This is a genomic window from Thermomicrobiales bacterium, from assembly GCA_037045155.1.
Taxonomy (GTDB): Bacteria; Chloroflexota; Chloroflexia; order Thermomicrobiales; family CFX8; genus JAMLIA01.
Genome location: JBAOIG010000005.1, coordinates 442,991 through 468,479, shown reverse-complemented (window position 1 = coordinate 468,479; position 25,489 = coordinate 442,991). Strand labels below are relative to the sequence as shown.

27 protein-coding genes are annotated in these 25,489 nt (G+C 65.4%); 20 read left to right on the top strand and 7 right to left on the bottom strand.

Annotated elements, in window-relative coordinates:
• The first annotated feature begins 83 nt into the window (after nt 1–83).
• Together V9F06_12335 and V9F06_12330 are read left to right on the top strand one after the other, a co-directional pair.
• A complete protein-coding gene (locus V9F06_12335; protein ID MEI2618392.1) occupies nt 84–1,055 on the top strand; it encodes a pyridoxal-phosphate dependent enzyme in 972 nt (323 codons plus the stop codon).
• Between the two features lie 116 nt (nt 1,056–1,171).
• Nucleotides 1,172–3,028 (top strand): ABC transporter ATP-binding protein, encoded by a 1,857-nt coding sequence (locus tag V9F06_12330; protein ID MEI2618391.1) that lies wholly within the window; start codon nt 1,172–1,174, stop codon nt 3,026–3,028.
• A gap of 51 nt (nt 3,029–3,079) precedes the next feature.
• On the opposite strand, the gene V9F06_12325 is transcribed toward V9F06_12330, so the two are convergent.
• Entirely contained in the window at nt 3,080–3,286 is a 207-nt protein-coding gene (locus tag V9F06_12325; protein MEI2618390.1) for a hypothetical protein, read from the bottom strand.
• On the bottom strand, nt 3,286–4,056 hold the full coding sequence (locus tag V9F06_12320; GenBank protein MEI2618389.1) for a hypothetical protein: 771 nt from the start codon (nt 4,054–4,056) through the stop codon (nt 3,286–3,288). The genes V9F06_12325 and V9F06_12320 overlap by 1 nt, the downstream gene beginning before the upstream one ends.
• Nucleotides 4,057–4,328: 272 nt before the next feature.
• Here V9F06_12320 and V9F06_12315 point away from each other — a divergent pair, with 272 nt between their 5' ends.
• Genes V9F06_12315 through hutH form a run of 3 tightly spaced genes read left to right on the top strand, consistent with a single transcriptional unit; the run spans nt 4,329 to nt 7,204 of the window.
• Nucleotides 4,329–5,399, top strand: coding sequence for a tartrate dehydrogenase (locus V9F06_12315; GenBank protein MEI2618388.1), 1,071 nt, complete (start codon nt 4,329–4,331; stop codon nt 5,397–5,399).
• Nucleotides 5,400–5,409: 10 nt separating this feature from the next.
• Nucleotides 5,410–5,601, top strand: coding sequence for a hypothetical protein (locus V9F06_12310; GenBank protein MEI2618387.1), 192 nt, complete (start codon nt 5,410–5,412; stop codon nt 5,599–5,601).
• 58 nt (nt 5,602–5,659) lie between these two features.
• Entirely contained in the window at nt 5,660–7,204 is a 1,545-nt protein-coding gene (gene hutH / locus V9F06_12305; protein ID MEI2618386.1) for a histidine ammonia-lyase, read from the top strand.
• A 28-nt stretch (nt 7,205–7,232) separates the two neighbouring features.
• Here hutH and V9F06_12300 read toward each other — a convergent pair whose 3' ends face one another.
• The 4 genes from V9F06_12300 to V9F06_12285 are packed head-to-tail and all read right to left on the bottom strand — an operon-like array spanning nt 7,233 to nt 10,883.
• The gene (locus V9F06_12300) at nt 7,233–8,426 is read right to left on the bottom strand and encodes an aminotransferase class I/II-fold pyridoxal phosphate-dependent enzyme (protein ID MEI2618385.1); all 1,194 of its coding nucleotides are present in this window, start codon (nt 8,424–8,426) and stop codon (nt 7,233–7,235) included.
• Entirely contained in the window at nt 8,426–8,992 is a 567-nt protein-coding gene (locus tag V9F06_12295; GenBank protein ID MEI2618384.1) for a GNAT family N-acetyltransferase, read from the bottom strand. Before V9F06_12295 ends, V9F06_12300 begins: the two co-directional genes overlap by 1 nt.
• 15 nt (nt 8,993–9,007) lie before the next feature.
• Nucleotides 9,008–10,159: an FAD-binding oxidoreductase gene (locus V9F06_12290; protein MEI2618383.1), complete on the bottom strand. Its 1,152-nt coding sequence runs from the start codon at nt 10,157–10,159 to the stop codon at nt 9,008–9,010.
• Nucleotides 10,160–10,163: 4 nt separating this feature from the next.
• Entirely contained in the window at nt 10,164–10,883 is a 720-nt protein-coding gene (locus V9F06_12285; protein ID MEI2618382.1) for a haloacid dehalogenase type II, read from the bottom strand.
• A gap of 186 nt (nt 10,884–11,069) precedes the next feature.
• On the opposite strand from V9F06_12285, the gene V9F06_12280 reads away from it, so the two are divergent.
• From V9F06_12280 to V9F06_12250, 7 genes are all read left to right on the top strand, one after another.
• Nucleotides 11,070–11,816, top strand: coding sequence for a GNAT family N-acetyltransferase (locus V9F06_12280; protein MEI2618381.1), 747 nt, complete (start codon nt 11,070–11,072; stop codon nt 11,814–11,816).
• Between the two features lie 32 nt (nt 11,817–11,848).
• The gene (locus V9F06_12275) at nt 11,849–12,967 is read left to right on the top strand and encodes an aryl-sulfate sulfotransferase (protein MEI2618380.1); all 1,119 of its coding nucleotides are present in this window, start codon (nt 11,849–11,851) and stop codon (nt 12,965–12,967) included.
• Between the two features lie 66 nt (nt 12,968–13,033).
• On the top strand, nt 13,034–14,698 hold the full coding sequence (hutU, locus tag V9F06_12270; protein MEI2618379.1) for a urocanate hydratase: 1,665 nt from the start codon (nt 13,034–13,036) through the stop codon (nt 14,696–14,698).
• Between the two features lie 28 nt (nt 14,699–14,726).
• A complete protein-coding gene (locus tag V9F06_12265; protein MEI2618378.1) occupies nt 14,727–15,548 on the top strand; it encodes an MBL fold metallo-hydrolase in 822 nt (273 codons plus the stop codon).
• Nucleotides 15,524–16,447 (top strand): homocysteine S-methyltransferase family protein, encoded by a 924-nt coding sequence (locus V9F06_12260; protein MEI2618377.1) that lies wholly within the window; start codon nt 15,524–15,526, stop codon nt 16,445–16,447. Before V9F06_12265 ends, V9F06_12260 begins: the two co-directional genes overlap by 25 nt.
• A gap of 79 nt (nt 16,448–16,526) precedes the next feature.
• The gene (locus tag V9F06_12255; protein ID MEI2618376.1) at nt 16,527–16,769 is read left to right on the top strand and encodes a hypothetical protein; all 243 of its coding nucleotides are present in this window, start codon (nt 16,527–16,529) and stop codon (nt 16,767–16,769) included.
• Entirely contained in the window at nt 16,770–17,084 is a 315-nt protein-coding gene (locus V9F06_12250; protein ID MEI2618375.1) for a hypothetical protein, read from the top strand.
• Here V9F06_12250 and V9F06_12245 read toward each other — a convergent pair.
• Entirely contained in the window at nt 17,081–17,515 is a 435-nt protein-coding gene (locus V9F06_12245) for a GNAT family N-acetyltransferase (protein ID MEI2618374.1), read from the bottom strand. The genes V9F06_12250 and V9F06_12245 overlap by 4 nt on opposite strands.
• Before the next feature lie 104 nt (nt 17,516–17,619).
• Between V9F06_12245 and V9F06_12240 the strand changes: the two genes are divergently transcribed.
• The 8 genes from V9F06_12240 to V9F06_12205 all read left to right on the top strand — a co-directional run bounded on the left by V9F06_12240 (nt 17,620) and on the right by V9F06_12205 (nt 25,436).
• Nucleotides 17,620–18,099, top strand: coding sequence for a helix-turn-helix domain-containing protein (locus V9F06_12240; protein ID MEI2618373.1), 480 nt, complete (start codon nt 17,620–17,622; stop codon nt 18,097–18,099).
• Between the two features lie 90 nt (nt 18,100–18,189).
• Nucleotides 18,190–18,585, top strand: coding sequence for a DUF2089 domain-containing protein (locus tag V9F06_12235; protein ID MEI2618372.1), 396 nt, complete (start codon nt 18,190–18,192; stop codon nt 18,583–18,585).
• A 14-nt stretch (nt 18,586–18,599) separates the two neighbouring features.
• Nucleotides 18,600–19,865, top strand: coding sequence for an MFS transporter (locus tag V9F06_12230; GenBank protein ID MEI2618371.1), 1,266 nt, complete (start codon nt 18,600–18,602; stop codon nt 19,863–19,865).
• A 50-nt stretch (nt 19,866–19,915) separates the two neighbouring features.
• Entirely contained in the window at nt 19,916–20,707 is a 792-nt protein-coding gene (locus V9F06_12225; protein MEI2618370.1) for a toast rack family protein, read from the top strand.
• A gap of 72 nt (nt 20,708–20,779) precedes the next feature.
• On the top strand, nt 20,780–22,279 hold the full coding sequence (locus tag V9F06_12220; protein MEI2618369.1) for a DUF4097 family beta strand repeat-containing protein: 1,500 nt from the start codon (nt 20,780–20,782) through the stop codon (nt 22,277–22,279).
• Nucleotides 22,280–22,292: 13 nt separating this feature from the next.
• Nucleotides 22,293–23,585, top strand: coding sequence for an MFS transporter (locus V9F06_12215; protein ID MEI2618368.1), 1,293 nt, complete (start codon nt 22,293–22,295; stop codon nt 23,583–23,585).
• Nucleotides 23,586–23,614: 29 nt separating this feature from the next.
• On the top strand, nt 23,615–24,880 hold the full coding sequence (locus V9F06_12210; GenBank protein ID MEI2618367.1) for an MFS transporter: 1,266 nt from the start codon (nt 23,615–23,617) through the stop codon (nt 24,878–24,880).
• 73 nt (nt 24,881–24,953) lie between these two features.
• A complete protein-coding gene (locus V9F06_12205) occupies nt 24,954–25,436 on the top strand; it encodes a hypothetical protein (protein MEI2618366.1) in 483 nt (160 codons plus the stop codon).
• Nucleotides 25,437–25,489: the final 53 nt, after the last annotated feature.

Sequence of the window (25,489 nt, the reverse complement as noted above, 5' to 3'; positions counted from 1 at the left end):
CGCGCGGCATGGCGGTATGATGATGGGCGTGCCCGGCGTGTAGCTGGGCCTGCGGATGTTGGCGGGAGAAGTGGGAGCAGTCGATGAGCGTGACAGGAAATCTGGCGATTACATTTGACGATGTCCTGTCCGCGGCGGAGCAGCTCCGGGGGATCGTCAACACAACCCCCGTCATCAGCAGCCGGACCCTCAACGATTTGACCGGCCGCGAGGTCTTCCTGAAGTGCGAGAGCTTCCAGCGGGCCGGTTCGTTCAAGTTCCGCGGCGCCTACAATGCGATCAGCCGACTGGATGCGGCCACCCGCGAGCGCGGTGTCGTCGCCTACAGCAGCGGCAACCACGCACAGGGCGTCGCGATCTCGGCCAGGCTCCTTGGTATCCCGGCAGTTATTGTCATGCCGGACGACGCGCCGCAGGTGAAGCAGAATGCGACGCGCGGCTATGGCGCCGAGATTGTCCTCTTCGACCGTCAGAAGGTCGATGGCGCCGACTACCAGCACGTGGTGGCTGCGGAGCGTGGCATGGTCGTCATCCCGCCCTACGATAACCCGCTCGTGATGGCCGGCCAGGGCACCGTCGTGCTGGAATTGCTCGAGGCTGTGCCGGATCTCGACACGCTGGTCATCCCGATCGGCGGCGGTGGGTTGATCGCTGGCTGCGCAGTCGCAGCCAAGGGCATCGATCCATCCATTCGCATCTACGGAGTCGAAACAGTCGGGGCGGACGACACGAAGCTCTCGATCGAAAAGGGCGAGCGGGTCGTCATCCCTCCTCCGCCCACGATCGCGGACGGCACCCGTTCGCAAACACCCGGCGAGTTGACGTTCCCGGTCATGCAGGCGCTTCTGGACGATGTTCTTATCGTCAGCGACGATCAAGTCCTCGATGCGTTGCGCTTCGCTATTACCCGGATGAAGCTCGTCATCGAGCCGAGCGCCGCTGTCCCGGTCGCCGCTGTCATGGAGGGACTGCTGCCCGCCGAATCCCGCAGGGTCGGGATCGTCATCAGCGGCGGGAATATCGATCCATCACTCCTCGGCAAGCTGTGGGATTGAGGCGTGGGACGCCAGAGCCGATTCGACCGTATAATCCATCACCCGTGAGTTGTAGCGTGGGGCGCGTATGACCAACGCGCCGGTATTTTGCTCTCGCTGATACAGGACAAGACACAATGAGCATGCACATGGCCTGGCGGTCGATGGTTCGGACGACCGACTCGATCAGTGATCAGCGGCCGTTCTCGGTCGCGACCCTGAAACGGATCGGCGTCTTCGCGCAGCCCCGACGAGGTCGGATCGCGCTATTTGTCGCGCTCAGCGTCGTGACGGCGGCGCTGGCGGTGGCTACACCGGTGCTGGCCGGCCGCGTCATCAACGCGATCATCGACGGGAAAGCTGAACGCATCATCATCACGCTAGCCAGCCTGATCGCTGTGCTTGCCGTTCTCGAAGGCGGGCTGACCATCCTGAATCGCTGGCTTTCCTCAACCATCGGTGAGGGGCTCATCCTTGATTTGCGCACAACTGTCTTCGACCATGTCCAGCGCATGCCGATCGCTTTCTTCACTCGCACCCGCACCGGCGCGCTTGTTTCCCGGCTGAACAATGATGTCATGGGCGCGCAGCGGGCATTCAGTGACACGTTATCCGGTGTGGTCAGCAACGTTGTCATGTTGTTGCTGGCGTTTGCGGTGATGGTTCGCATCTCGTGGCAGATCACTCTGCTGGCTCTTGTACTGCTGCCGGTGTTCGTCCTGCCAGCCCGCCGGCTTGGCGCGCGACTGGCGGCACTTCGTCGCGAGGCGGCGAACTATAGCGCGGAGATGAGCACCCGGATGACCGAGCGTTTCTCGGCGCCGGGCGCGACGCTGGTCAAGCTCTATGGCCGGCCGGCCGAGGAGTCGGTCGAGTTCGCCCGCCGAGCACGACGCGTTCGTGACATTGGTGTTCGCTCTACGATGCTGCAGGCCGTCTTCATCACCGCGCTTACCCTTGTCTCGGCCCTGGCGCTCGCGGTCGTCTATGGCCTGGGTGGGTTCTACGCTCTTCGCGGGGAACTGGAGGCTGGCTCGGTTGTCACTCTCTCGCTGTTGCTGACCCGGCTCTACGCGCCGCTGACTGCGCTGGCCGGCGCGCGGGTCGATGTCATGAACGCGATGGTCAGCTTCGAGCGCGTCTTCGAGGTGCTCGACCTGGAGCCGCTGATCAAGGAAGCGCCAAACCCCCGCGTCGTGCCGCCCGGCCCGGTGTCGATCGAGTTCGAGCATGTCTCGTTCAGCTACCCGCCGGCCGACAAGGTTTCGCTCGCGTCGCTCGAGGAGGTTGCCGTCCTCGACACACGCGGCGGGATCGAGGTGCTCCACGATATCTCGTTTCGCGCCGAGCCTGGTGGGATGGTCGCCCTTGTCGGCTCGTCGGGCGCGGGGAAGTCGACTATCGCCCAGCTCGTCCCGCGGCTCTACGATGTCGATAGTGGCTCGATTCGTCTCTCTGGCGTCGATGTCCGCGATCTGAGCTTCACCGCTATGCGAGAGACGCTCGGAATGGTCACCCAGGATGGCCACCTGTTCCACGAGTCGATCCGCGCAAACCTGGCGATCGCTTTTCCCACGGCGACCGACGAGGAGCTATGGGATGCCCTGCGCCGGGCGCGACTTGCGGATGTCATCGCGGCCTTGCCGGACGGGCTCGACACAGTTGTCGGCGAACGCGGCTATCGCCTCTCCGGAGGGGAACGCCAGCGGCTGACGATCGCAAGGCTATTGCTGGCTCACCCGCGTGTCGTCATCCTGGACGAGGCGACGGCGCATCTGGACTCAACGTCGGAAGTGGCAGTCTCGGCAGCGCTCAGCGAGGCGCTCGAGGGCAGAACCGTGCTCGTGATCGCCCATCGGCTCTCGACCGTTCGCGCGGCAGACCTGATCCTCGTCGTCGAGGCCGGCCGTATCGTCGAGCGTGGCACGCACCTGGAGCTGCTTGCGGTCGACGGGCGCTATGCCGAAGCTGTACCGCACTCAGTTCGCGCATGAGGAAGCGCAGGTCGCTGACTGAGGGTCGTCTCCACCGACCGGCGACGCCACTCAGTGGCTGGCTGCGCGTTGTAGCGACCACCAGGTCAGCCCGACGACCACACCTGCGAGCACGAATCCGAGCACTTCGCTGCCACGCCAGAGGTGCGAGATGAGCCCGAGAGCGACGAGTGTGATCGCGAGGCCGGCAGCGATCTCCCATGCGTCGCCGATGATGAAATCTCGCAGGAAGTCCAGGAACCGCACAATCACATGCATCAGGCTGCCTCCTGGGCTGTAACGAGACTCTGCTGCCGGGTCAGCTGACGCACCGCCACCAATCCGAGCGCGGCATAGACCGCCAGGAGCCAGAGCAGCGCCAGGTCGCCGCCGAACCAGTGGATGCCCAGCCCTTCGCCAGCCCAGAACGTTCCGAAGGTCGTCAGCAGCAGCCCGACCCCGAACTTGAGCGTGTTCTCCGGGACACGAGAGAGCGGGCGGCGAAGGACGATGCCTGACGCGCCGACGATGACCGCCGCGGCCAGTGCCGCCATTGCCGCCTGGCCGAGATGCCCGCTGGCCACCCCGGCCGTCATCACGATGAAGATGACCTCCAGACCCTCCAGCAGCATGCCCTTGAAAGCGACCGTCGCGGCGAACCAGTCGATTGACTCCCCTGCCACCAGTGGCACACCCTGCGCCGTCGTCACCTCCGCGGCGAACAGCGCGTCTTCGTCATGTAGCGCTTTGAGTCCGGATGCTCTCAGGATCGCCTTCCGGAGCCATTGCAGGCCGAAGACCAGCAACAACGCGCCGACGAACACCTGCAGTGCCGAGAGGTTGATCCAGCGCTGGAGCGCGGTTCCGAGGATCGCGGTCAGAACGGCGAGGATGACGAGCGCCGCCGCCGCGCCGGCCAGTGTCGAGCGCCAGCCGCGCGTGATCCCCAGCGCCAGCAGGATCGTGATGACTTCAACGACCTCGACTGCCGAGGCCAGGAACGTTGCGACAACCGTCCCGAGTGAGCCCATCGGCTTCTCCTTTGCGATGCCAGGTCGTGTCCGGTCGGCATTCCACGTGCGTGGTAAAAGCGGTCGAAACGCCCCGGCCAGCCAGGACGCACAATCGCAAATCTGCTGCCATAAACAATGATCCCGGAGCCTGTATTCCGAAAGGCGGACGAGGGTTGCCTGCGACCCGACCTGCCGCCGTGCCGAGCCCCAAGCCCGTCGATACGCGCGTCGTGCGATCCTGCTGCTGACACGCGCTATAGTGTTCGGGCGATGAAGTTGTGCTGGCCAAAGCGGGAGGGGACGCAGCGATGGAACGAGTCAGTTGTGCAGTGATTCCAGGCGATGGGATCGGGCCGGAGGTCGTCGCCGAGGGCGTGAAGGTCCTCGAAGCTGCGGCCGAGCTGGACGGCGGGCTGGCGTTCGACTTCACTGAGTTCCCCTGGGGCTGCGAATACTACGCTCGACGCCAGGAGATGATGCCGGCCGATGGCCTCGATACGCTCGCCGGGTTCGAGACGATCTTTCTTGGCGCTGTCGGCTACCCCGGGGTGCCGGACCACGTCTCGCTCTGGGGACTCCTGATCCCGATCCGCCGGACGTTCCAGCAGTATGTCAATCTGCGCCCTGCGCGGTTACTACGAGGCGTGCGATCCCCCCTGCGCGACCGGGAAGCCGGCAGCATCGACCTCGTTGTCGTCCGCGAGAACTCGGAGGGTGAGTATTCGAGCATGGGCGGCCGGCTCCATGCCGGCACGCCGGCCGAAATGGCGATCCAGAATACCGTCTTCACCCGAATGGGGGTCGAGCGGGTCGTGCGCTATGCCTACGAGCTGGCCGGCAAGCGTCGCGGCCACCTGACCTCGGCGACAAAGTCGAACGGCATCAACATTACGATGCCCTACTGGGATGAGGTCGTCGCTGCTGTCGGCGCGGATTACCAGCATATCCGAAGCGATCAGTACCACATCGACGCGTTAGCGGCGTTTTTCGTCACTCGCCCGGACACCTTCGACGTCGTTGTCGGCTCGAATCTGTTCGGCGATATCCTCTCCGACCTTGCTGCCGCCGTGATGGGCGGGATCGGCATGGCGCCGGCCGCGAACCTCAACCCCGAGCGGCGTTACCCGTCGATGTTCGAGCCGGTCCACGGCTCTGCGCCGGACATCGCCGGTCGCGGAATCGCCAACCCGATCGGCCAGATCTGGACGGCCAAGATGCTGCTCGATCATCTCGGCAAGGAAGAGCTCGGCGCGGCGCTGCTCGATAGCATCGAGACAGTGTTGGCGCGTGGCGAGACGCTCACTCCCGATCTCGGCGGGCACGCCAGCACGAGCGACCTGTCCGACGCGATCGTCGCCGAGCTTCGCTCCCGCGGATGAACGGCGCGATATGGCCCTTCTGCTGATCATCCCTGGGGCGGTTGCCGCGATCCCGCTGTCGATCTTCTACTACCTCTGGATTGGCCGGCGCGTCGCTCCGCGCGTCGCCTGGCTGCCGATCCCGATTGGGATGACGGTAGTTGCCGGCTGGGTCGTCGCGCCGTGGGTGGTGTTACTTGGGATTGTTTGGCTGATGGCTTGACGGGCGCATGCTAGAGTAGCGCCGCGTTGTGTATTGGACATGAGAAGGGACCGCCGGAATGGCTGATCGGGATGTCGTGCTGGTCGATGGTGGTGATCTGACGATCGACGACGTAATCGCGGTCGCGCGGGGTGGCGCGCGGGTCGAGCTCGGCGAGAACGCCTACCAGCGTATGCGCCACACCCGCGCCTACATCGACGAGGCCGCGGCTCATGACAGGCCGGTGTATGGCGTCACGACCGGCTTCGGCGGGTTGGCCAGTGTGTTGATACCCGCCGCTGCGCGCGCCGAGATGCAGCATGCCATCCTCCGTTCGCACTCAGCCGGGATGGGCCCTGCCATCGAGCCAGAGGTTGTCCGCGCGCTGATTCTGCTGCGCGCCGCGACGCTGGCCAAGGGGTATTCCGGCGCTCGTCCGATTGTCGCCGAGGGGCTGATCAAGCTGCTGAACGCGGGGATCGTGCCGTATATCCCGGTCTTTGGCTCGCTCGGCGCAAGTGGCGATCTGGCGCCGCTGTCTCATGCATCGTTGCTGCTGATTGGTGAGGGCTGGGTTGTCGGCGAGCATAATCAGCCAGCGCCGTCTGGGCCGGCGCTGGCAGCCGCTGGATTTGAGCCGATCGCGCTGGAAGCCAAAGAAGGACTGGCGCTGATCAACAGCACAGATGGCATGCTGGGAATGCTGACGATGGCCATCGTCGATGCCCAGCGCCTCTTCCGAACCGCCGACCTCATTGCCGCGATGACCGTTGAAGGATTGCTCGGTACCGACAGGCCGTTCGCCGCCGACCTGCAGGCGCTGCGCCCGCATCCGGGCCAGGCCAGGAGCGCCGCGAACCTTCGCCGGGTGCTGTCCGGCTCGCCGCTCGTTGCCGCCCACGACGATGTTATCCACGGCGTCCAGGACGCCTACTCGCTTCGCTGCCATCCGCAGGTCATCGGCGCTTCGCGCGATACGCTGGATTATGTCACGATCGTCGCTGGGCGCGAGCTAGCCTCGGCGGTCGACAATCCGGTCATTCTGCCCGACGGTCGCGTTGAGTCGGTCGGGAATTTCCACGGCGAACCACTCGCGTTCGCCTGCGACTTCCTGACGATCGCCGCCTGCGAGGTCGGAGCGATCTCCCAGCAGCGTGTGGACCGGATGCTCGACGGCAGCCGCTCGCGCGGGCTACCGCCATTCCTCTCGCCCGACGCAGGAGTCAACTCCGGCCTGATGATTGCCCAGTACACCGCCGCGTCGCTGGTGGCCGAGAACCGGCGGCTGTCGCATCCGGCTAGCACCGACTCGGTATCGACCTCGGCCGGCCAGGAGGATCACGTCTCGCTCGGCTGGAATGCTGCCCGGAACTTGCGCCAGGTGCTGACAAACCTCGCTCGAGTCCTGGCTGTCGAGGCGATGGCCGCCGGCCTGGCGATCGATCTGCGCGATCCGATCCAGCCCGGCGCTGGCTCGCGGGCCGCGCTCGATCTGCTCCGCCAGCATGTCCCCGGTCCCGGCCCTGACCGTTTCCTGGCTCCGGAGCTGGCGGCGATCACCGATCTGCTGTCCGATGGCAGCCTGCTTGCCGCGGCCGAGGAGCGAGTCGGCGCGTTCGAGTAATGGCGTCAGTCTGTGCGGCGCTGGGGCGTCACTCCCGCAGCGCCGCCAGCGCCCTGTTCAGGTCGTCGATCAAATCGCGAGTGGACTCGATGCCAACTGACAGCCGCAACATGCCGGGGTATTGCGCCCAGGGCGAGCCGGGGATCTCGGCCATCAGATCCGGAGCAGTCTCGAGCCATGCCGTCGGCGGGAAGATCAACGATTCGATCCCGCCGAGGCTGGTGGCAAGCTGAAAGATTCGCGTGTGCTCGGAGACGCGTCGTGCGGCGGAAGAGCCACCCTCGACCTCGAACGACACCATCCCGCTGTATCCACCGCGCATCTGGCGCGAGGCGAGGTCGTGGCCACGGTGGCTTGCCAGCCCGGGGTAGAGCACCCGGGTGACTTCCGGCTGCGCCTCCAGCCACTCCGCGACTGCCTGGGCGTTCACCATGTGCTGGCGCATCCGCACCCCGAGCGTGCGGATGCCGCGAATCAGCAACCAGCAATCGAATGCGCTCGGCACCGCGCCCTGGTTGTACTGGCACGCGCGGATCTGCGCCGCCAGCTCGGGTGTTCGCGAGATGACCGCCCCGCCGAGCAGGTCGCTATGCCCGCCGAGGTACTTCGTCGTCGAGTGGACGACGAGGTCGATACCGAAGTCGATAGGATTCTGGCAATAGGGCGAGGCGAACGTGTTATCGACAACGGTGATCGCGCCCGATGCCCTGCCAATCTCCGCCATCGCCACCAGATCGACGACGTCCAGCAGCGGGTTCGTCGGACTTTCGATGTAGACCATCCGTGTGTTTGGCCGGACCGCTGCCTGAACGGCTTCGATGTCCGTCAGGTCGACGAGGCTCGACTCAATCCCGTAGCGCGGAAGATCGTTGGCGAAGATGTCGTACGTCGTCAGATAGCAGTCGTAGCCGACGATGACGTGGTCGCCACTTGCCAGCAGTTGCATTGTCGCGTTGACTGCGGCCATGCCGGAGGCGAACGCGGCCGCCTCGACGCCATGCTCGAGCGTCGCCAGTAACCCTTCCAGTGCGTCGCGGGTCGGGCTGGCGCCACGCGAGTAGCGATACTTCGCATCGTCATCGATTCGCTGCCGGACGAATGTCGAGCTCGGATGGATCGGCGGCGTCACCGCGCCGGTGGCCGGGTCTGGCCCGGGGCCGCCATGGATCACCAGCGTATCCACGTCCATCGCTCGCGAGTTGGCCTCCCGTTCGCGCGTCATCACCCCTCCTCATCCCGCCGATCGCGGCCGGGGATATCCATCTCGAAATGCAGCGACTCCGAAGGCCCATCGCGATCATCGAGGATCAACCGTGTCGGCATCGCTGTCCAGAACGCTTCAGCGCCCGGTGAGCGCGGGTCGGTGTGCAGGCAGAGGGTATCGTACCCCGCTGTCTCCGCGACGAAGCGTACCGTCTCGTCCACCAGCCGTCGGGCAAGGCCATGGCGACGATACTCGCGAGCGACGTAGACGCGGACGAGCTGCGCGGTGCGCTCCGGATCGTAGCGGGCGACGAGCCAGGCGTGATTAAACTCCGGCTTCAGCCCTCCGGAGCGTACACCCGCCGTTGCGGCGATCGCTCCGGACGCGTCGTCGATCGCGACCAGCAGCAGGTGGCGCGAGTTGTCGATGTAGACCGACTCCATAGCGCTTACGTCGCTATGGAACTCGGGCTTGTATCCGTATCCGAAGTCCATCTCGAAGATCCGGATCATCATTGCCTGTGTTGCCGGCACATCATCGGCGGTTGCTGGCCGAATCGTGAACGTCGGGCGTTCGTCCCGCATTGTCAGCCTCGTCTCTCAGACGCCTGACGCGAATCGCGCAAGGCTGAACGGCGTGATGTCGGCGACTTCCGGCCGGCCGCTCAGCGCCCACTCGGCAAGAGCACGGCCGATGGCTGGTCCGGTCTTGAAGCTTGTCCCGCAATCACCCGCCGTGAAATACAGCCCTTCGAGCGTTGGATGCCGGTCGATGATCGGTAGCGCGTCCGGCGTCTGGGCCACCGGCCCACTGCGCCAGACGGTCGGCCGGACCGTGCGCGGTGTCGCCAGTCGCGCCGCAACCCGGTCGCGCGCGGTCGCGCCGAGATGTTCCGGGATGCTCGCCTCCAGCGCGTCCAGATCGGTGGTCTCGCGCCGGCCAACGCCGCCGAGGCCGACCAGTAGCTCGGCGCTGCCGGGTCGCATCGCCCGGAAATACGAGCCTGAGATGCCATCGCCGATCGTCGGCAAGGTTGCCGGTAATGCTGGCTCGACCTCGACACCGAGCCACTGCGTCATCCAGACCTCAACTGGCAGCGCGACACCGAGCGGCGCGAGGAGGCCGCTCGACCACGCGCCAGCGGTCAGGACGACGAGCGGCGCGTCGATCGCGCCGTCACGTGTCACGACGCCGGTTACTCTCCCGCCCGCCGACCGGACGTTGGTGACGGGTGTGCCAGTAAGGATCTCGCCGCCGAGCCGCTGGCCGGCCGCGATGAAACCGGCCACCATCGTGTCGGCATCGGCGTAACCAGAGTCCGGCTCCCAGGCCGCGACCACGACATCGTCGGTCCGTATCTCGGGCGCAAGGCGGGCGACGTCGTCTGCCCCGACGACGCTCGTCTCGACTCCCAGGCTCTGGAGCATCGCGACTCGTTCGCGCAGCCCGTCCGCGCGCCGCTCCGGCTCCAGCCGGAAGTAGCCCGACCGGACGAATCCGGAGTTGCCCGCGCCAACTAGCTCGTCCCAGCGCTCGAAGTAGGGCAGGCTCGCCTGGGTCAGCCGTGTCTCGGCCGCGTCGCGACAGAAGTGGAACTGGATGAACCCCCCGGTGCCGCTCGTCGCGCTCGACCGAAGGTCGGCTCGCTCCAGCAGCAGCACGCGACCAGCGCCGAGCGATGCGAGCTGGAAGAATGTAGCAGCGCCGGCGATTCCGGCGCCGACGACCACCGCATCAGCCGTGTGATTCACCAGGTCACCGCCTTTCGCCGGCGAATGCCGCGTCGACCATCGTGGCTAGTGTTCGCAAGTCAGGCACTTCCATGCCAGGGGTGGCCTCCTGAGGCGGAGTCGCCCCGAAGCCGGGCCGGCCGTGCCGCCGGTTGACCCAGATGGTTGTCAGTCCCGCCGCATTTGCCGGGGCTATGTCGTGGAACAGGCTCTGGGCAACGTGGAGAATCTCCTCCTTTGGCGTGCCAAGCCTCTCCAGCAGGGTCCGGAAGTTGTTCGAGCTTGGCTTGTAGCTGCCAACCTGTTGGGCAGTGATGACCGCGTCGAAGGGAACCTCCAGTCGCCTGGCAGACCCGGCGAACAGGTCGTCATCGACGTTTGACAGGATCACCAGCTTGTAGTGTTGCTTCAGCTCGCGGAGCGCGGCGACGCTATCCGGGAAGGCCGGCCAGTCGGGAACCGATGCGCCGAACGTCGCTCGCTCCTCGGCGGTTGTTTCGAAGCCCAGCTGCTCGCCGAAGCCGCCCGCAACCGTCGCCAGGATCTCGCGATAGGGCTTGTATGTCCCCGCCTCGGCCGTGGCCTCTAGCTTGCCGAACAGCTCGAGCCTGGCATCGTCATCTAGCGCGTGCCCGCGCTGATCCAGCAGCAGGCGCAGCGCGTTGAGAATGCCGGATTCCCAGTCGATAAGCGTGCCATAGCAGTCGAATGTCAGGGTCGAGAATCTGCGGAGATCGATCGTCATACGCACCTCCGTGAAACCCGGCGCCGGCCGCCGGGCGCGCGGCCAGAATAGGCGTTTGGGCAGGGTTGGTCAATCGTCAGAGCGATCGGGATGCACGAACTCGCTGAAACGTCTACGATATGGACAGTTCAGTGAAATCCGATGACGACCGTGCCATCGGTCGTGTTGTCTTCAGGAGCGATTTGATTGACCGCTGGGGATCTCCACGAAGATGAGGTCCGGCAGGCTGAGCGGGTCTATTCCGCAGCCTACCTTCGCCTGGAGGCGGCCGTGCCAGGGTTCAGCGTCGATCTGATCGACGCGGTGCCCCACATCCATTACGGCCGGCCGAAGGCGGGACTCTCCCAGGAGCTCTATGCTGGCGACATACCGTCGGCCGTCGTCCTCGATATCATCGCGCGGCATCCCGACCTGGCGAGTGCGTTCGTGGCCATCAATTCTCGCGACGACGACTCCGACGCTGTCCTTGTCGCCGCGGGCTATATCCGGATCATCCGAAACTACCTGATGCGCTTGGATGTCAGCGCGCTCGGCGGCCGGCCGGATAGCCAGATCGTCCGTCTCTCGACGCTCGCGGAGATCGAGCGGCTGGCTGCCATGCGCGAAGATGGCCGAATCATTCCCGGCTATCTCGATGATTCAGCGCTCTCCTGCTTCGCATTGATGGCCGACAACGTGCCGGTTGCGTCGGCAATTGTCGTTGGGGATGGCGATACGTCGGTTATTGAGTACGTCCATACCCTCGAACGCTACCGGCGGCTAGGCTACGGTCGCTGGCTGATGCGAGGTCTCCAGCGGCTGATCGCGAACGAGGGCGCTCGCTGGGTCGTCCTCAGCTCGAACGAACGCGGGCGATCGTTGTACGACGCGCTCGGCTATCAGCGACTGAGCTACGAGGACATCTATCGACGGCAGGATCTGCCGAGTAACTGAATGGGTCGCTCTCGTCGCCGAGAGGAGGACGAATGGCAGGCATCCAGCAACTCCGACAGAAACGCTCCGGCGTCGGACTGCGAGGTTGGGATCGGGAGCAAGCCTTCGACGGCTTCACGCTGTTCACCCCACTTGCTGGTGGTGACTGTGTCTATCTGATCGACATGGCCGGCGAGGTCGTCCACACCTGGCCGACCCCCTACCCGCCCGGCCTCTACGGCTGCCTGACGGAGACTGGCACACTGCTCTTCAATGGAAAGACACGCGAGGAGTCCGACCGCTTCATCGCGACGGGCGCGTGGAAGGGCGGCGCGCTGCTGGAGATGGACTGGGACGGACGAGTCCTCTGGGAGGTCAATCACCCCGATCACCATCACGACGGTATCCGGCTACGCAATGGCAATGTCATGCTCCTCTGCATGGCTGAGTTGCCGGCCGAGCTGGCTGCGCGCGTCCAGGGTGGTTTGGCCGGGTCCGAGCACAATGGCGTCATGCACGCCGATTATCTCGTCGAGATGACGCTCACTGGCGATGTTGTCTGGGAGTGGCGCTCGTGGGAGCATCTCGACCCGGAGGTCGACCGGATCGTCGCCGTCCAGGATCGTCGTGTCGAATGGACGCACGGCAACGCCGTCGTCGAGCTGCCAGATGGCAACCTGATGGTCTCGTTCCGTCATACCTCGTCGGTAGTGATGATCTCGCGCGCCAGTGGCGAAATCTACTGGAAGCTCGCCGCGCCGCCCCTGGCTCAGCAACACGCCCCCACCGTGCTGGATAACGGCAATATCCTCATCTTCGACAACGGCACCCATCGGCTCGATCACCCGATCCCGTTCTCGCGCGTCATCGAGGTCGATCCGGCCACGAAGGAGATTGTCTGGTCGTACCAGGAGGACTACCCGTCGCAGTTCTTCAGCCCGCTCATCTCGAACGCCCAGCGGCTGCCGAATGGCAACACCCTCATCTGCGAGGGCTCGTTCGGGAGATTGTTCGAGGTTACGCACGACGGCGAGGTTGTCTGGGAGTACATCAACCCGTACTTCGTCGATGATGTCACCAACGCCAACACCCAACAGCGCAACGGCGTCTTCCGGGCGTTCCGGTATAGTGCCGCTGAGATTGCCCGCGCCCGGGCAACCGGTGGGTCGTGATGAATATCCGCTAACGACGGTCATCGCGCCGGAAGATAGTTCGTGTTACTGAAAGGGGTCCTTGAAATGTCTCGCACGATTCGCGCGCCGCGTGGGACCGAAATCAGCTGCAAGGGCTGGCAACAGGAGGCCGCCCTGCGGATGCTGATGAACAACCTCGACCCCGATAACGCGGAGCGGCCGGAGGACCTTGTCGTCTACGGCGGCACCGGCCGGGCAGCGCGTTCCTGGGAGGCGTTCGATGCGATCGTCGCCAGCCTGCGCGAGCTGGAGAATGACGAAACGCTGCTCGTCCAGTCCGGGAAGCCCGTTGGGATCTTCAGGACCCACCCGGACGCGCCGCGCGTCCTGATCGCCAACTCGCTGCTAGTGCCCAAGTGGGCAACCTGGGAGGAGTTCTGGCGACTGGAGGGCATGGGCCTGACGATGTATGGTCAGATGACGGCCGGTTCGTGGATCTACATCGGCACCCAGGGCATCCTCCAGGGCACGTACGAGACATTCGGAGAGCTGGCCCGCCAGCACTTCGGTGGTTCGCTGGCGGGCAAGATCGTCCTGACGGCCGGCCTCGGCGGGATGGGCGGCGCCCAGCCGCTCTCGGTCACGATGAATGGCGGGGTCTGCCTCGTTGTCGAGGCCGATCCGCATCGCGTTCAGCGCCGGCTGGAGACGCGGTACGTTGACCGCGCCACATCGTCGCTCGATGAGGCGCTCGAGCTGGCCGAGGCTGCTCGCGCCAGCGATGCCGCGCTCTCGATTGCTCTGGTCGGCAACGCCGCGGAGGTATTGCCGGAGCTGGTCAAGCGCGGCTTCCACCCAGACGTCGTCACCGACCAGACGTCGGCCCACGACGCGCTCGACGGCTATATCGTCCCCGAGATGACGCTGGAGGACGCCAAGATCCTCCGCCACCAGGACCCCGATGGCTACCTCAAGCGCTCGTTGGCAGCGATGGGTGACCATGTCCGGGCGATGCTCGACTTCCAGAAGGCCGGCTCGATCGTCTTCGACTATGGCAACAACCTGCGTGGGCAGGCCTATCTCGCTGGTGTCGAGAACGCCTTCGACTACATGGGATTCGTCCCAGCCTATATCCGACCGCTCTTCTGCGAGGGCCAGGGTCCGTTCCGCTGGGTGGCGCTCTCGGGTGACCCGGAGGATATCTATGAGACTGACCGTGCTCTGATCGAGTTGTTCCCCGAGAAGGATCACCTCCATCACTGGTTGCGAATGGCGAGGGAGCAGGTCGAGTTCCAGGGCCTGCCCGCGCGCATCTGCTGGCTGGGGTATGGCGAACGTCACCTCGCCGGCCTGAAGTTCAACGAGCTCGTCGCCAGTGGGCGAGTCAAAGCGCCGATTGTCATCGGCCGCGACCACCTTGATTCTGGCTCGGTCGCCTCGCCCTACCGGGAGACGGAAGCCATGCGCGACGGCTCGGACGCCATCGCCGACTGGCCGATCCTCAATGCGCTGGTCAACACGGCCTCCGGCGCGACCTGGGTCTCTGTCCACCATGGTGGCGGCGTCGGCATTGGTCTGTCGATCCACGCCGGCCAGGTCATCGTCGCCGACGGCACCCCCGAGGCGGCAGCGCGGCTGGAGCGTGTGCTGACCAACGACCCGGGCATGGGAGTCCTGCGCCACGTCGATGCTGGCTACGAGCGCGCTGTTCTCCACGCCCGCGCGACGAAGGTGCAGATCCCGATCTGGCCGGCCGAGACCGGCGAGTAGCGTGATTGCGCTTACGAAAGGAACGCCGGTGGCCGATCGTGTCCATCGCTTCAATGTCGGATCATTCCGCTGCGTCGTTGTCTGTGACCAGGAGCATGACACGACGGGTGGCCCGCCGCGCGCGTTTCTGAACGCGACGCCGGAGGAATCGGGCGCCGCGGCCGCGGCCTATGCCGATGTGACCGGTGACGCGGCTTCCTCGATCAGCATGAATATCCTCGTCGTCGACACCGGCACACACCTCGTTATTGTCGATACAGGCAATGGGCCGTCGGACTCCAGCCCACGCGGCGGGATGCTTGATGGCCTGGCTGCGGCCGGCATCGAGCCCGCGTCGGTCGACGTCGTCATCACGACCCATGCCCACCCCGACCACGTCGCCGGCAACACCGATGGCGAGGGCCACCCAACCTTCCCGAATGCCCGCTATGTAATCAGCGGTGTCGAATGGCAGCGTCTCGCCGAGCAGCCGAACGAGTGGTCCCAGACGCAGTTGTCCGCCATTGCGGACCGCTACGAGCGCATCACACCAGGCGAGGATGTCGTGCCGGGGATCGCCACGATCCCGACGCCGGGTCACGCGCCGGGTCAGATGGCGCTGCTGATCGAGGATGGCGGCGAGCAGCTCCTGCACATCGCCGATGTCTTCCACGTCCCATTCCAGCCGGCCCATCCCGACTGGTATCTCGGGTTCGACGCAGACCCGGAGCAGACTGTCCTCACTCGCCGAGCATTGCTCGAACGCGCCGCGCGAGAGGGTTATCTGGTCATCGCCTACCACACACCCTTCCCGGGTCTCGGCCGAATCCGGACTGCGGATGATGTGTGGCAGTGGTGGCCGGAGCGCTAGTCGCGCCGGCCATCACGTTTCTCGAGCGCCTCACCCGGCCGGAGATCATCCTGCTCGACGGCGCGCTCGGCACCGAGCTGGAGCGGCGCGGGGCGGTGACACCCGAGCCGCTCTGGTCGGCTCAGGCGCTAATCGATTGCCCGGAGATCGTCCACGAGATCCATGCCGCATATGTCCGCGCGGGCTCGGAGATCATTACCGCCGACACATTCCGGACGAACTTCCGCGCTGTGGAGCGGGCAGGGCTGGCCGGCCAGGCCGAATTCCTGACCGGGCGGGCGGTCGCGCTCTGCCGCGAGGCGTGTGACCACGCAGACGGTCCGGTCTGGGTGGCCGGGTCGATGTCGCCGGTCGAAGACTGCTTCTCGCCATGGCTGGTTCCCGAGGACGACGCGTTGCGCCGCGAGCATGCAATGCTGGCCGGCTGGCTGGTCGCGGCCGGCGTCGATCTGATTCTCGTCGAGACGATGAACAGCGTCCGCGAAGCGGTCGCGGCGACGCGTGCCGCTGTCGCAACTGGCCTGCCGACGTTGGTCAGCTTCGTGTGTGATAGCGACGGCAGGCTGCTCTCTGGCGAGTTGCTTGCCGATGCCGTTGCCGCTGTTGCCCCGCTCGGGCCAGATGCGCTGCTGGTCAATTGCGTCCCCGCTCCGGAGATTGCGGTTGCGCTCCATGCGTTGGCCGCGTGCTCGCCACTGCCAGTCGGAGCATACTCCAACCTCGGCCCCCCGGTCGCCGTGGATCGTTGGGCGCTGGAGGATGTCGTCGATCCCGCCGGGTACGCCGCCCTCGCGCGGCAGTGGGTGGCGCTCGGCGCGCGAATCGTTGGCGGCTGCTGCGGCACGACCCCGGCCCATATCGCGGCAATGTGCGACTCTCGTCTCCGTGCGGAGCGTTGAGACGCCTGCTGATGGCCATGGACGTGCTAGCTTGAATAGAGGTGGCACGACGCGGCGCAGCTCAGTGGAAGGACTCGCCATGACCCGCATACCAGGAGCCGACTACACTCAACTCCCCGACGACTTGCGCCGGCCGATCGAGATGCAGATCCGCAAAACGGGGCGTCCATACGACGGTCACATCCTCTACGCGCGACGCGAGCCGATCTATCGCGCCGCGAAGCACATGTGGGCGGGTCTGGCAGAGTCGGGCCTGCTCGACGGCAAGCTGATCGCGCTGTTGAACCGGCGGGTCGCCGCGATCAACGGCTGTGAGTTCTGAATGGACCTCAACGCTGCCGTTGGCAGCCACCTGGGGGCCACGGACGCGCAACTCGATGCGCTGCTCGGCGATGACTGGTTGGCCGGCGGGCTGTTCGACGAGCGCGAACAGGTCGCGCTTGCCTATGCCGACGCCATCACGTACTCGGATCGAGATGTGAATGACGACCTCTTCGCTCGCGTCCGCGCGCACTTCGACGACGACGCCATCATCGAGCTGACCGAGACGATCGCCTGGGAGAACGCCTCCAGCAAGTTCAACCGCGCGCTTCGGGTACGGTCGAGTGGCCTCTGGAAGCGGCGGGACGGGCGCTAACGCCCCGCCTCGTCGGGTCGGCCGGCCTGCCGCTCATAGTTGCGGGCCAGCATGCCGGTCGCGCGACGCAGGCCGAAGCGGTCGTAGAACGGCTGCAGCTCCGCGTCGCACAGCAGGTCGATCATGTAGTACTCCGAGAGTCGATCGAGCATTCGTCGCGTCAGCTCGCCACCGAGCCCCTGTTCCTGGTACTCCGGCAGCACCTCGAGCAGCGGGATATATGCCGCCAGCACGCCATCAGCGATCGCTGTGATGAATCCGACGACCGGGCCGTCGTGATCCGACTCACCGTCACGAGCCAGGATAATCTCGTCGCTCCCGCGCAGAAGGCGCAGATGCGTCTCGGGCGTTGGAGGATTGGGCCAGCCGACGAAGAAGCCGGCCAGATCCTCCGGCGCGATGCCCTCTGTCGAGCTCGTGTACCAGATCATCGCTCATCCCCTTTCGTCCTCGGTGGCCGGCAGGGAGTATAGCCGCGCTCCGCGTCGAGTAGGATGAGCGTGTCGATTTCGCAGGCTGAGGGATGGTGGGTCCGATGGCACGATCGTTCATCTTCGATGGCGCCGACCCCACCGGTCGGGTGCTTGGGCCAGTGCTGACGCGCTGGCGGCGTGATCTGGACTGGACGCAGGACGAGCTGGCTGGGCGCGCCGGCATCAGCCGGGGCTATCTCTCGCGACTGGAGCGCGGCCTGCCCGGCCGGCCGGGCCTGGATGTGCTGACCCGCGTTTGTGGCGCAATGGGTCGATCGTGGACCGAGCTCTACGCGGCCGCCGGACTGGCTCTGCCCGGCGACGTGACGCTCGACGCGATCGGAGATGGGCTGGACGACCCCGAGCTGCTTCTCTACTTGCGCCGACTCCCGGAACTCGATCCCCGCGACCTGGCCGTCCTGCGGGCGCTGCTCCGCGCCTTCTTCGATCGGCGCGACGGCACGCAGCCGCCGGAGCGACCAGACTCCCGGCAACTGGCCTTGTTGTCAACCACTGGAGAGTCGGTCCCACGACGACGGTAACTATTCCGGAGTGATTGATAAGAATCAGTACACAGTCTATTGACATCGGTTCTCCAACACGCTAGGATACTGGCGAAGGAGGAGAGAACCATGTCGAGAACAATCAATACCTGCCCCTCATGCGATGGTGAGCTCATCATTCGCGAGCTGTACTGCCCGGCCTGTGATATTCAGATCCGGGGCAGCTTCAGCGCGCCAGAGGTTGCCCCGTCGTTGCGGCTGAACAGTGAGCAGCAGGCGTTCTTGCGACTCTTCGTGATGAGCCGTGGCAACCTGTCCGATGTCGAGCGCGCGCTCGGTGTGTCCTACCCGACTGTTCGCGCCAAGCTCGACGACCTGATCGCCGCGTTCGCCGCGGAGAGCGGATCGACGCCGGCCGAGTCGAAGCAGCTCGATCGCGACGAGATCCTCACCCGTGTCGCCGATGGCCGCCTGTCACCCGACGACGGCATGGCGTTGCTTCGCCGGTTGGCCGGCGAGGCCTGATCGCGAGCAGGACGATGGCAACCGACGCCACGATGCCGCGCGCCGCCGCGCCAGCCCGCCTGCCGGTGTTCGCCTTCCTCGGCGGCAACGCCATATCGCTGATCGGCAGCATGCTGACCTGGGTTGCGCTCCCCTGGTTCGTCCTGGAGACGACCGGCAGTGCTGGGAAGATGGGGATTACAGCCTTCGTCATCGGCCTCCCCGGCTTTCTGATGGGCGTCTTCGGTGGCGCGCTCGTCGACCGCGTCGGCTATCGGCGCGTCAGCATCGCGGCCGATCTCGTCAGCGGCGTCTCGATCGTGCTCATCCCGATCCTGCATCACACCGTCGGCCTGGCATTCTGGGAGCTGCTTGTGCTGGTGTTCTTCGCCGAGCTACTGGCGATCCCTGGCCTGACTGCGCGACGCTCGATGATACCGGAGCTCGCAGGCCTTGCCCGCTCCCGCCTCGAGCCGGTCAACGCTGCCTTCGAGGGCACGCAGTTTGCCGCATTGCTCGTTGCGCCTCCGGTCGCAGGTCTGTTGATCGCGTTCATGGGCGCGGACAATGTCCTGATGATCGACTCGCTGACCTTCGTCGTGTCGGCGCTCGCTGTCGCGCTGGCGGTTCCTGCGCGATTGTTCCCGCCGCGACCCAGCGTCACGACGCGATACGCCGAGGATCTGAAGGCTGGCCTGCGCTTCCTGCGCAACGACGACGTGCTGCTGACGCTGGCGGCCGGCCTGGCTATCTCCAACCTGGTTAACAGCCCGCTCACCTCCGTCGTCCTGCCAGTCTTCGTCAAGCAAACCTGGAATGACGCCACTCGCCTGGGACTGCTGGCCGGGGCATTTGGCCTTGGCGCTCTGATCGGCGCGGCACTCTATGGCACGTTGGGATATCGATTCCCGCGCCGGCCGGTCTGGATCGCCGGATACATGTTCTCGACGATAGTGGTCTGGGTTCTGCTCTTCTCGGCGAACCTGTCGATCATCATGGCCGGAGCTGTCGTTGGCGCCATGGCCGCCGGACCACTCAACCCGCTGTTGGTGACGGTCCGCCACGAGCGTATCCCCCAGGAGCTCCGGGGTCGTGTGTTCAGCACCTTCTCGGCGATCTCACAGGTCGCAGCGCCGATGGGCATGCTGGCGGCCGGGTTCGCTATCGAGCGCTTCGGCTTGCGCGGCACGATCGCCGGCATCGCGGTGGCCTCCCAACTCCTCGCAATCGGAATGCTGTTTCTCCCGACGCTGAACCGCCTCGATGAGTCGCGCCTCCACGAAGACGCGGTCGCGCCATGAACACGCACCTTCACGTGCGCCCTGATAGTGTCCGTAGACAAGGAGACGACATGATCTTCACTCACTCGCGTCAACAGAACGAGCAATTCACGCGCCGCACGATCCCGGTCGGGCTCGCCAGCCGGGTCGAAGCCCGGGTCGAGATGAATGTCGGGACTCTGCGAGTAGCCGGCGGCGCCGACGCGCTAGTTGACGGAGCATTTCGCTACGCGCCGGATCTCGAGCCTGTCATTGATTACGACGAGGCGGAGGGTGTCGGTCGCCTCGCTATTCGCCAGCCTCGTCCGATTCGTATGTCGGGCGGTTCTGGTCGTAACGAGTGGGATATCGCGCTATCCGATACGACGCCGCTGGATCTGATGATCGTTCAGACGACAGGCGATGGGCGATTCGATCTCTCATCCGTCATGCTCCAGTCGTTGGTGCTCGATCGCGCGACTGGCTCGACGTCCCTCAGACTGGCTGGTGATCATCGCGATCTGCGCCGTGCGCGGGTCGAATCGGCTACCGGCAGCCTTGCCCTCAACTTCACGGGCCGATACGCGGCACTGACATCACTCGAAGTCAGCAGCGGGGCCGGCAGGTTGAAGGCCGACTTGCGTGGGTTGTGGGGATGTGATGTTACCGTCCGGCTGCATGTTGCGACCGGCTCGATCGATGTCCGATTGCCGGACGGGATCGGCATCGAGCTCCACGGCTCAACCGGACTGGGTCGCGTCGCTGTATCGGGTCTGGCTGCCGGCCGTGGCGGCTGGCGTCGCGATGCGCCTGCCGGCGCTCCGGTGATGCGGCTCGATGTCTCGACCGCGGTCGGGTCGATCGTGATCGAGGCGAACCCGTGATGATGCGTTATCCGATGTGCGGAAATCTCCGGGCTGACGCAGGAGCCGCGAGAGGATTCGAGGGTAGCCACAATGGCACAGAATGACGAGACCACTACCGGCGATGTTCCCGGCGCGCTCGAGGGAGTCAGCCGCATACGGCTGGATTGCGAGCAAACCGATCTGTCGATTGTCGCCGACCCGGCTATGGTTGGTCAGGTGTTCCTGTCGGCAGACGGAGGCGGCAACGGAATCTCGCTGATTCGCGAGGCGGATGAGATCGTCGTCTATCAGAAGGGTCGGCGCTCGGGCGGCCGGCCGCCGACATTGACCGTCCCTGCCTCGGGATGCCCGCCGATCTCGGGGAGCGTCGAGCGAGGCGAACTCTACCTGAGTGGGCTGAACGGAAGCGTCGATCTCAAGCATGGCCAGGGCGATACGCGTGTCGACGGCGGAACCGGCTCGCTGGAGTACAGCGTCGGCAAGGGAGACGTGCGCCTGTCCAATCGCAGTGGCAGTGTCGCGATCAACGCTGGCGCGGGTGATATCCACGCCAGCACGATGATCGGCGAACTGGTGGTGTCTGTCGGCAAGGGAGACGTCCACTGTGAGACTGTCGGCGGCAGCCTGACGGTCAAGCTCGGCAGTGGTGATTTCGCGGTCTCTGACTCGGCCGGTAGTCTGACGATCAAGAGCGGTAGCGGTGATGTCGCGGTAACGCGTCCACGCCACCAGACCGTCGTCGCCAAGATCGGCAGTGGCGACGTGATCATCCACAACGGCAGTCTTGTCGGTATGGCGGTTGAGGTCGGGCGTGGCGACATCATATCGAGCGCCGAGCTGCTCTTGCCGGGCCATGCGGAGTGGAGCCCGGGGGGAGGTGACCAGAGCCTCGTCTCGCGCATCCTGCGCTCGAAGGGCGTGGCGTTCTCGGCCACCGACAAAGGGCTCCGGATCTCGAGACCCGGCTTCGAGATGGAAGCGGGAGACGCTGGCCTGCGCATCATGAAAGGCGGGATGTCGTTCGTCGCGGGAGATAGTGGTGTGCATTTCAGCAACGACGAGGCGGCGAGTGTCACTTCCTTCTCGGCTGAGACCGGCTCCGGCGATATCTCGTTCGACCTTCCGGGGGGTGTGCCGGTCCGCGTCGAGGCGCTGATCGCTGGCGGCGAGATTCACTCCGATATCCCACTCGTCAGCGTCGCTCGCCCCGGCCCACGCGGAGCCACCCAACGCTATGTCGGCGTCTCTGATCCGTCGGCGACCGAGCGAATCGATCTGCGGCTCAAGGCAGAGCGTGGTGATATCCGCGTCCGTCTGCCTCGGAACGCGCGACGCAGCGTTTCGCCACCTCGCGTGCCGGAACCGCTGGTCCCGCCGTCCCCACCAGTTCCGCCAGACCAGCCCGATCTGCCGACAGTTGCCAGCCCCGGGCAGCCCGAAGCGACGACGACCCGCGTGCGAGTGCTGACGGGCGAGCAGCAGATGCGCGCCATTCTCGATGCGCTTTCGCGCGGAGAAGTCAGCGTCAGCGAGGCAGATCAGATGCTCAAGGCGCTCGGCACGGACCGCGGCGACCGGGCCGAGCGGTAGGTTGAGAGACGTGGTGACGATCATTCAGGACCGCGAAGATCTGGACAGTGCGCTGGCGGGATCGCCGAACCGGCGCGACCGGTTGGCAATCCCGATGCTCGTGCTCGCCGGCGGCATCTCGCTGACGGGTAACTCGCTCACGGCACTGGTTATCCCCTGGTTCGTCTATGTGACGACCGGAAGCGCCGCGCGCACCGGGCTGGTAGCGTTCGCGTCACTCCTGCCGGTTGTGCTGGCCGGCATGGCTGGTGGGCTGATCGTCGATCGCGTCGGCTTCAAGCACGCCAGCGTTGTCAGCGATATTCTGAGTGGCGTCACGGTCGCGATTATCCCGACGCTCCATCTGCTTGGCCTGCTGCGATTCTGGCAACTTCTCATCCTCGTGTTCATCGGGGCGCTCCTCGATATCCCTGGCTCCGCGGCTCGTCAGTCGATGATCCCCCGGCTGGCGGCGCGCTCGGGCGCGTCTCTGGAGACCGCGAACGCCGGCATGCAGGTGGCGAGCTCGGTCGCGATGATCGCCGGCCCATTGGCCGCTGGCGTGCTGATGTCCCTTCTCGGCGCAACCACCGTCCTCTACGTTGATGCCGCCTCGTTTGCCGTCTCGGCGCTTCTGATCGGCGCGCTGATTCCCTGGAAGCGATCCGCGGAAGAGGGTATCGCAACGGAACCGGGAGGCGAAGGCATGCTCCGCGAGGCGCTTGCCGGGGTGCGGTTGGTCATTCACGACCGCTTCCTGTCCGCGGTTGTCCGCGTCGCGGTCGTCGCGAACTTCCTGTTCAGCGCGCTATTCGCGGTCGTCCTGCCTGTCTATGCCAAGGAAGTGTTCAACGACCCACGGGTTCTGGGTCTGATAATCGCCGGCTTCGGCGGCGGCTCGCTGGTCGGCACCCTGGTCCTTGGCGCGGTTGGGCCGCGCGTCTCGCGGGTGGTCTGGTTGCTGGGCGGGCTGGTCGTGATGGCCGCTGGCCTATGGATACTGCCATGGTCGTCGGCGATCACGCTGAGCGTGGCTGGCGCGGCAGTGCTCGGTCTGGCGAACGGCCCGATGAACACGATCATGATGGTCATTCTCCAGGAACGAGTGCCGGAGAGTCTGCTCGGGCGCGTCAACTCGAGCCTGATGGCGATGATCTCGATTGCATCGCCGGTCGGTGTCGTGATTGCCGGTCTCGTCCTCGACAGCGTCGCAGTGACGCTCGTCATGGCGGCGATCGCGGCGGTATTCACGCTGGTGGCGATCTCGGCGCTGGCGAACCCGGAGTTTCGCAACGTGTCTGTGGCCACCCGGGTAGTCACGCGTTAGCGTTCGGCCGCGACGACGCCGATCGTGACATGTACACTGCCGCGGTGAATCACGACATCGCGGACCCGCCAACTGGATCGCGCTGGAGGCGAGCCGATCTCGGGCTTGGCCGAAATAACGGCCTGCTCTTCTGGAGCCATCTCGTCTGGGGGCTGGGGTTTGCGCTCCAGATTGCGATCTGGACGCTGTTTATCCAGAGCCTCGGCGCCAGCCCCGGCCAGATCGGTCTGGTCATCGGGGCTGGCGCCGTCATGCGGACGATTCTGGCACTCCCGGCAGGTGTGATCGCCGACCGTGGCTCGCTGAAGCGCATCGTCGTTCTGGCGATGGCGTCGCCGGTGCTCGGGGCTCTCGTGCTCACACAGGCCAGTGTCTGGTGGCATGCAATGGTCGGCGCGATTGCGCTCGATGCGTCAGCTCTGGCAATCCCGGCCGTTTCGGCCTACGTCGCGACCGCAGCTCCCGAGGGCGAGCGAACACGCGCCTATACCTATATCTTCAACCTGTCGATTGCGGCCGGGATGCTGGTCGGGCCGGCCGTTGGCGGCTGGTTGGCCGAGCTGGCCGGCTTTCGTCTGGTCTACGCGTTATCGGCGATCTGTTTTGCTGTCGGCGCGGCGATGCTCCTGTTCCTCGACGACCTCGGGGCGTCCACGGCGAAGCCTGCCCCGCCTTCTGGCGGTGTCCGCCCTGGTTACCGCGAACTGCTTGCTAGCCGGCCGGTGCGGCTCATCCTCGCCTTCCATGCGCTGGTTCCGCTGGTGTTTGTCGGGACGACGCTCTTGCCCAACTTCCTGCACGATCAACGCGGCTACAGCCTCGGCACGATTGGGACACTCGGATCGATCGGCTCTGCGGCAGGGTTCGGGTTCGCGCTCCTCGTCAGCCACTGGCCGCCGCTTTCCAGGCCATTTACTGGTATAGGCGTAACGCTCGCGCTGATTGCAGTTGCGTTTCTCCTGTTTATCGCCACCGGCAACGTCGCGCTCGTTGCCCTGGGCTATATGCTGCGCTATTCGTTCAGCGCGGTCTGGTCGCTTCTCTCGGCGGCAGTGGCAGAAGTCACGCCAGAACGACTCCGCGGGCGGGCCTATGGCGCTGCCGAGATGGGGGTTGGCGTTGCCGATGTCGCCGCGCCGCTCGCCGCCGGCCAGCTCTATGGCGTCGGACATGCGTTGCCGTTCGTCGCAGGGTTCGTCATTGCCGCGCCACTGTCGGCCCTTGCCTTTCTTGTCGAACGTAGCCGTGCCTGGACTGTTTCCGGCGCGGCGATGTCGGAGGTGTCCGATGGATGACGCGGCCCGGATCGCGCGCCTGCCGTTCGACGATCCCCGGTCAACCGCTCGCAGGCAGTGAGAGGAAGGTCGATTGCCAGTCTCCCGCCCTCACCTGGTCGCTGAGGTCGTAACCAGGACGGTTGATTCGACGCTCGTCATTCGTCCGGTCACGTTCGATGATGCCGATGATCTCGCCGCGCTGATGGTCGACGCCTATGGTGGCGCACTGCAGGCTTCGTCTGACGAGGCTCTCGATGGCGCGTTGCTCGAAGTGCAGAAGTTCTTCGGCGGGCTCTACGGTGAACCGATCCTGGACTGCAGCATGGTTGCGGTTAGCCCTGAGGGGCTTGCTTCGGCATGCCTGATCAGCCGCTACCAGGGAACGCCACTGCTGGCGATCCTGATGACAGCCAGTGCCTGGAAGCAGCGTGGGCTGGCGCGGGCGACTGCGCAGTCGAGCGTCAACGCGCTCGCCGGCCGGGGCGAGGCGACGCTCGAGCTGATCTTGACTGCCGCCAACCGTCCTGCGCTCGAACTGGTCGATGATCTCCACTTCCACGATTTCACCGTCTGAGCGAGCGACGACACACATGACGAAGCCCGGGCGAATGTGGTCGCCCGGGCTTT

Bases quoted from the DNA above. Each gene is read 5' to 3' on its own strand.
- V9F06_12335 (MEI2618392.1), top strand. From the start codon at position 84: ATGAGCGTGACAGGAAATCTGGCGATTACATTTGACGATGTCCTGTCC.
- V9F06_12330 (MEI2618391.1), top strand. From the start codon at position 1,172: ATGAGCATGCACATGGCCTGGCGGTCGATGGTTCGGACGACCGACTCG.
- V9F06_12325 (MEI2618390.1), bottom strand. From the start codon at position 3,286: ATGCATGTGATTGTGCGGTTCCTGGACTTCCTGCGAGATTTCATCATC.
- V9F06_12315 (MEI2618388.1), top strand. From the start codon at position 4,329: ATGGAACGAGTCAGTTGTGCAGTGATTCCAGGCGATGGGATCGGGCCG.
- V9F06_12310 (MEI2618387.1), top strand. From the start codon at position 5,410: ATGGCCCTTCTGCTGATCATCCCTGGGGCGGTTGCCGCGATCCCGCTG.
- hutH (MEI2618386.1), top strand. From the start codon at position 5,660: ATGGCTGATCGGGATGTCGTGCTGGTCGATGGTGGTGATCTGACGATC.
- V9F06_12300 (MEI2618385.1), bottom strand. From the start codon at position 8,426: ATGACGCGCGAACGGGAGGCCAACTCGCGAGCGATGGACGTGGATACG.
- V9F06_12295 (MEI2618384.1), bottom strand. From the start codon at position 8,992: ATGCGGGACGAACGCCCGACGTTCACGATTCGGCCAGCAACCGCCGAT.
- V9F06_12285 (MEI2618382.1), bottom strand. From the start codon at position 10,883: ATGACGATCGATCTCCGCAGATTCTCGACCCTGACATTCGACTGCTAT.
- V9F06_12275 (MEI2618380.1), top strand. From the start codon at position 11,849: ATGGCAGGCATCCAGCAACTCCGACAGAAACGCTCCGGCGTCGGACTG.
- hutU (MEI2618379.1), top strand. From the start codon at position 13,034: ATGTCTCGCACGATTCGCGCGCCGCGTGGGACCGAAATCAGCTGCAAG.
- V9F06_12255 (MEI2618376.1), top strand. From the start codon at position 16,527: ATGACCCGCATACCAGGAGCCGACTACACTCAACTCCCCGACGACTTG.
- V9F06_12250 (MEI2618375.1), top strand. From the start codon at position 16,770: ATGGACCTCAACGCTGCCGTTGGCAGCCACCTGGGGGCCACGGACGCG.
- V9F06_12245 (MEI2618374.1), bottom strand. From the start codon at position 17,515: ATGATCTGGTACACGAGCTCGACAGAGGGCATCGCGCCGGAGGATCTG.
- V9F06_12240 (MEI2618373.1), top strand. From the start codon at position 17,620: ATGGCACGATCGTTCATCTTCGATGGCGCCGACCCCACCGGTCGGGTG.
- V9F06_12235 (MEI2618372.1), top strand. From the start codon at position 18,190: ATGTCGAGAACAATCAATACCTGCCCCTCATGCGATGGTGAGCTCATC.
- V9F06_12230 (MEI2618371.1), top strand. From the start codon at position 18,600: ATGGCAACCGACGCCACGATGCCGCGCGCCGCCGCGCCAGCCCGCCTG.
- V9F06_12225 (MEI2618370.1), top strand. From the start codon at position 19,916: ATGATCTTCACTCACTCGCGTCAACAGAACGAGCAATTCACGCGCCGC.
- V9F06_12220 (MEI2618369.1), top strand. From the start codon at position 20,780: ATGGCACAGAATGACGAGACCACTACCGGCGATGTTCCCGGCGCGCTC.
- V9F06_12210 (MEI2618367.1), top strand. From the start codon at position 23,615: ATGTACACTGCCGCGGTGAATCACGACATCGCGGACCCGCCAACTGGA.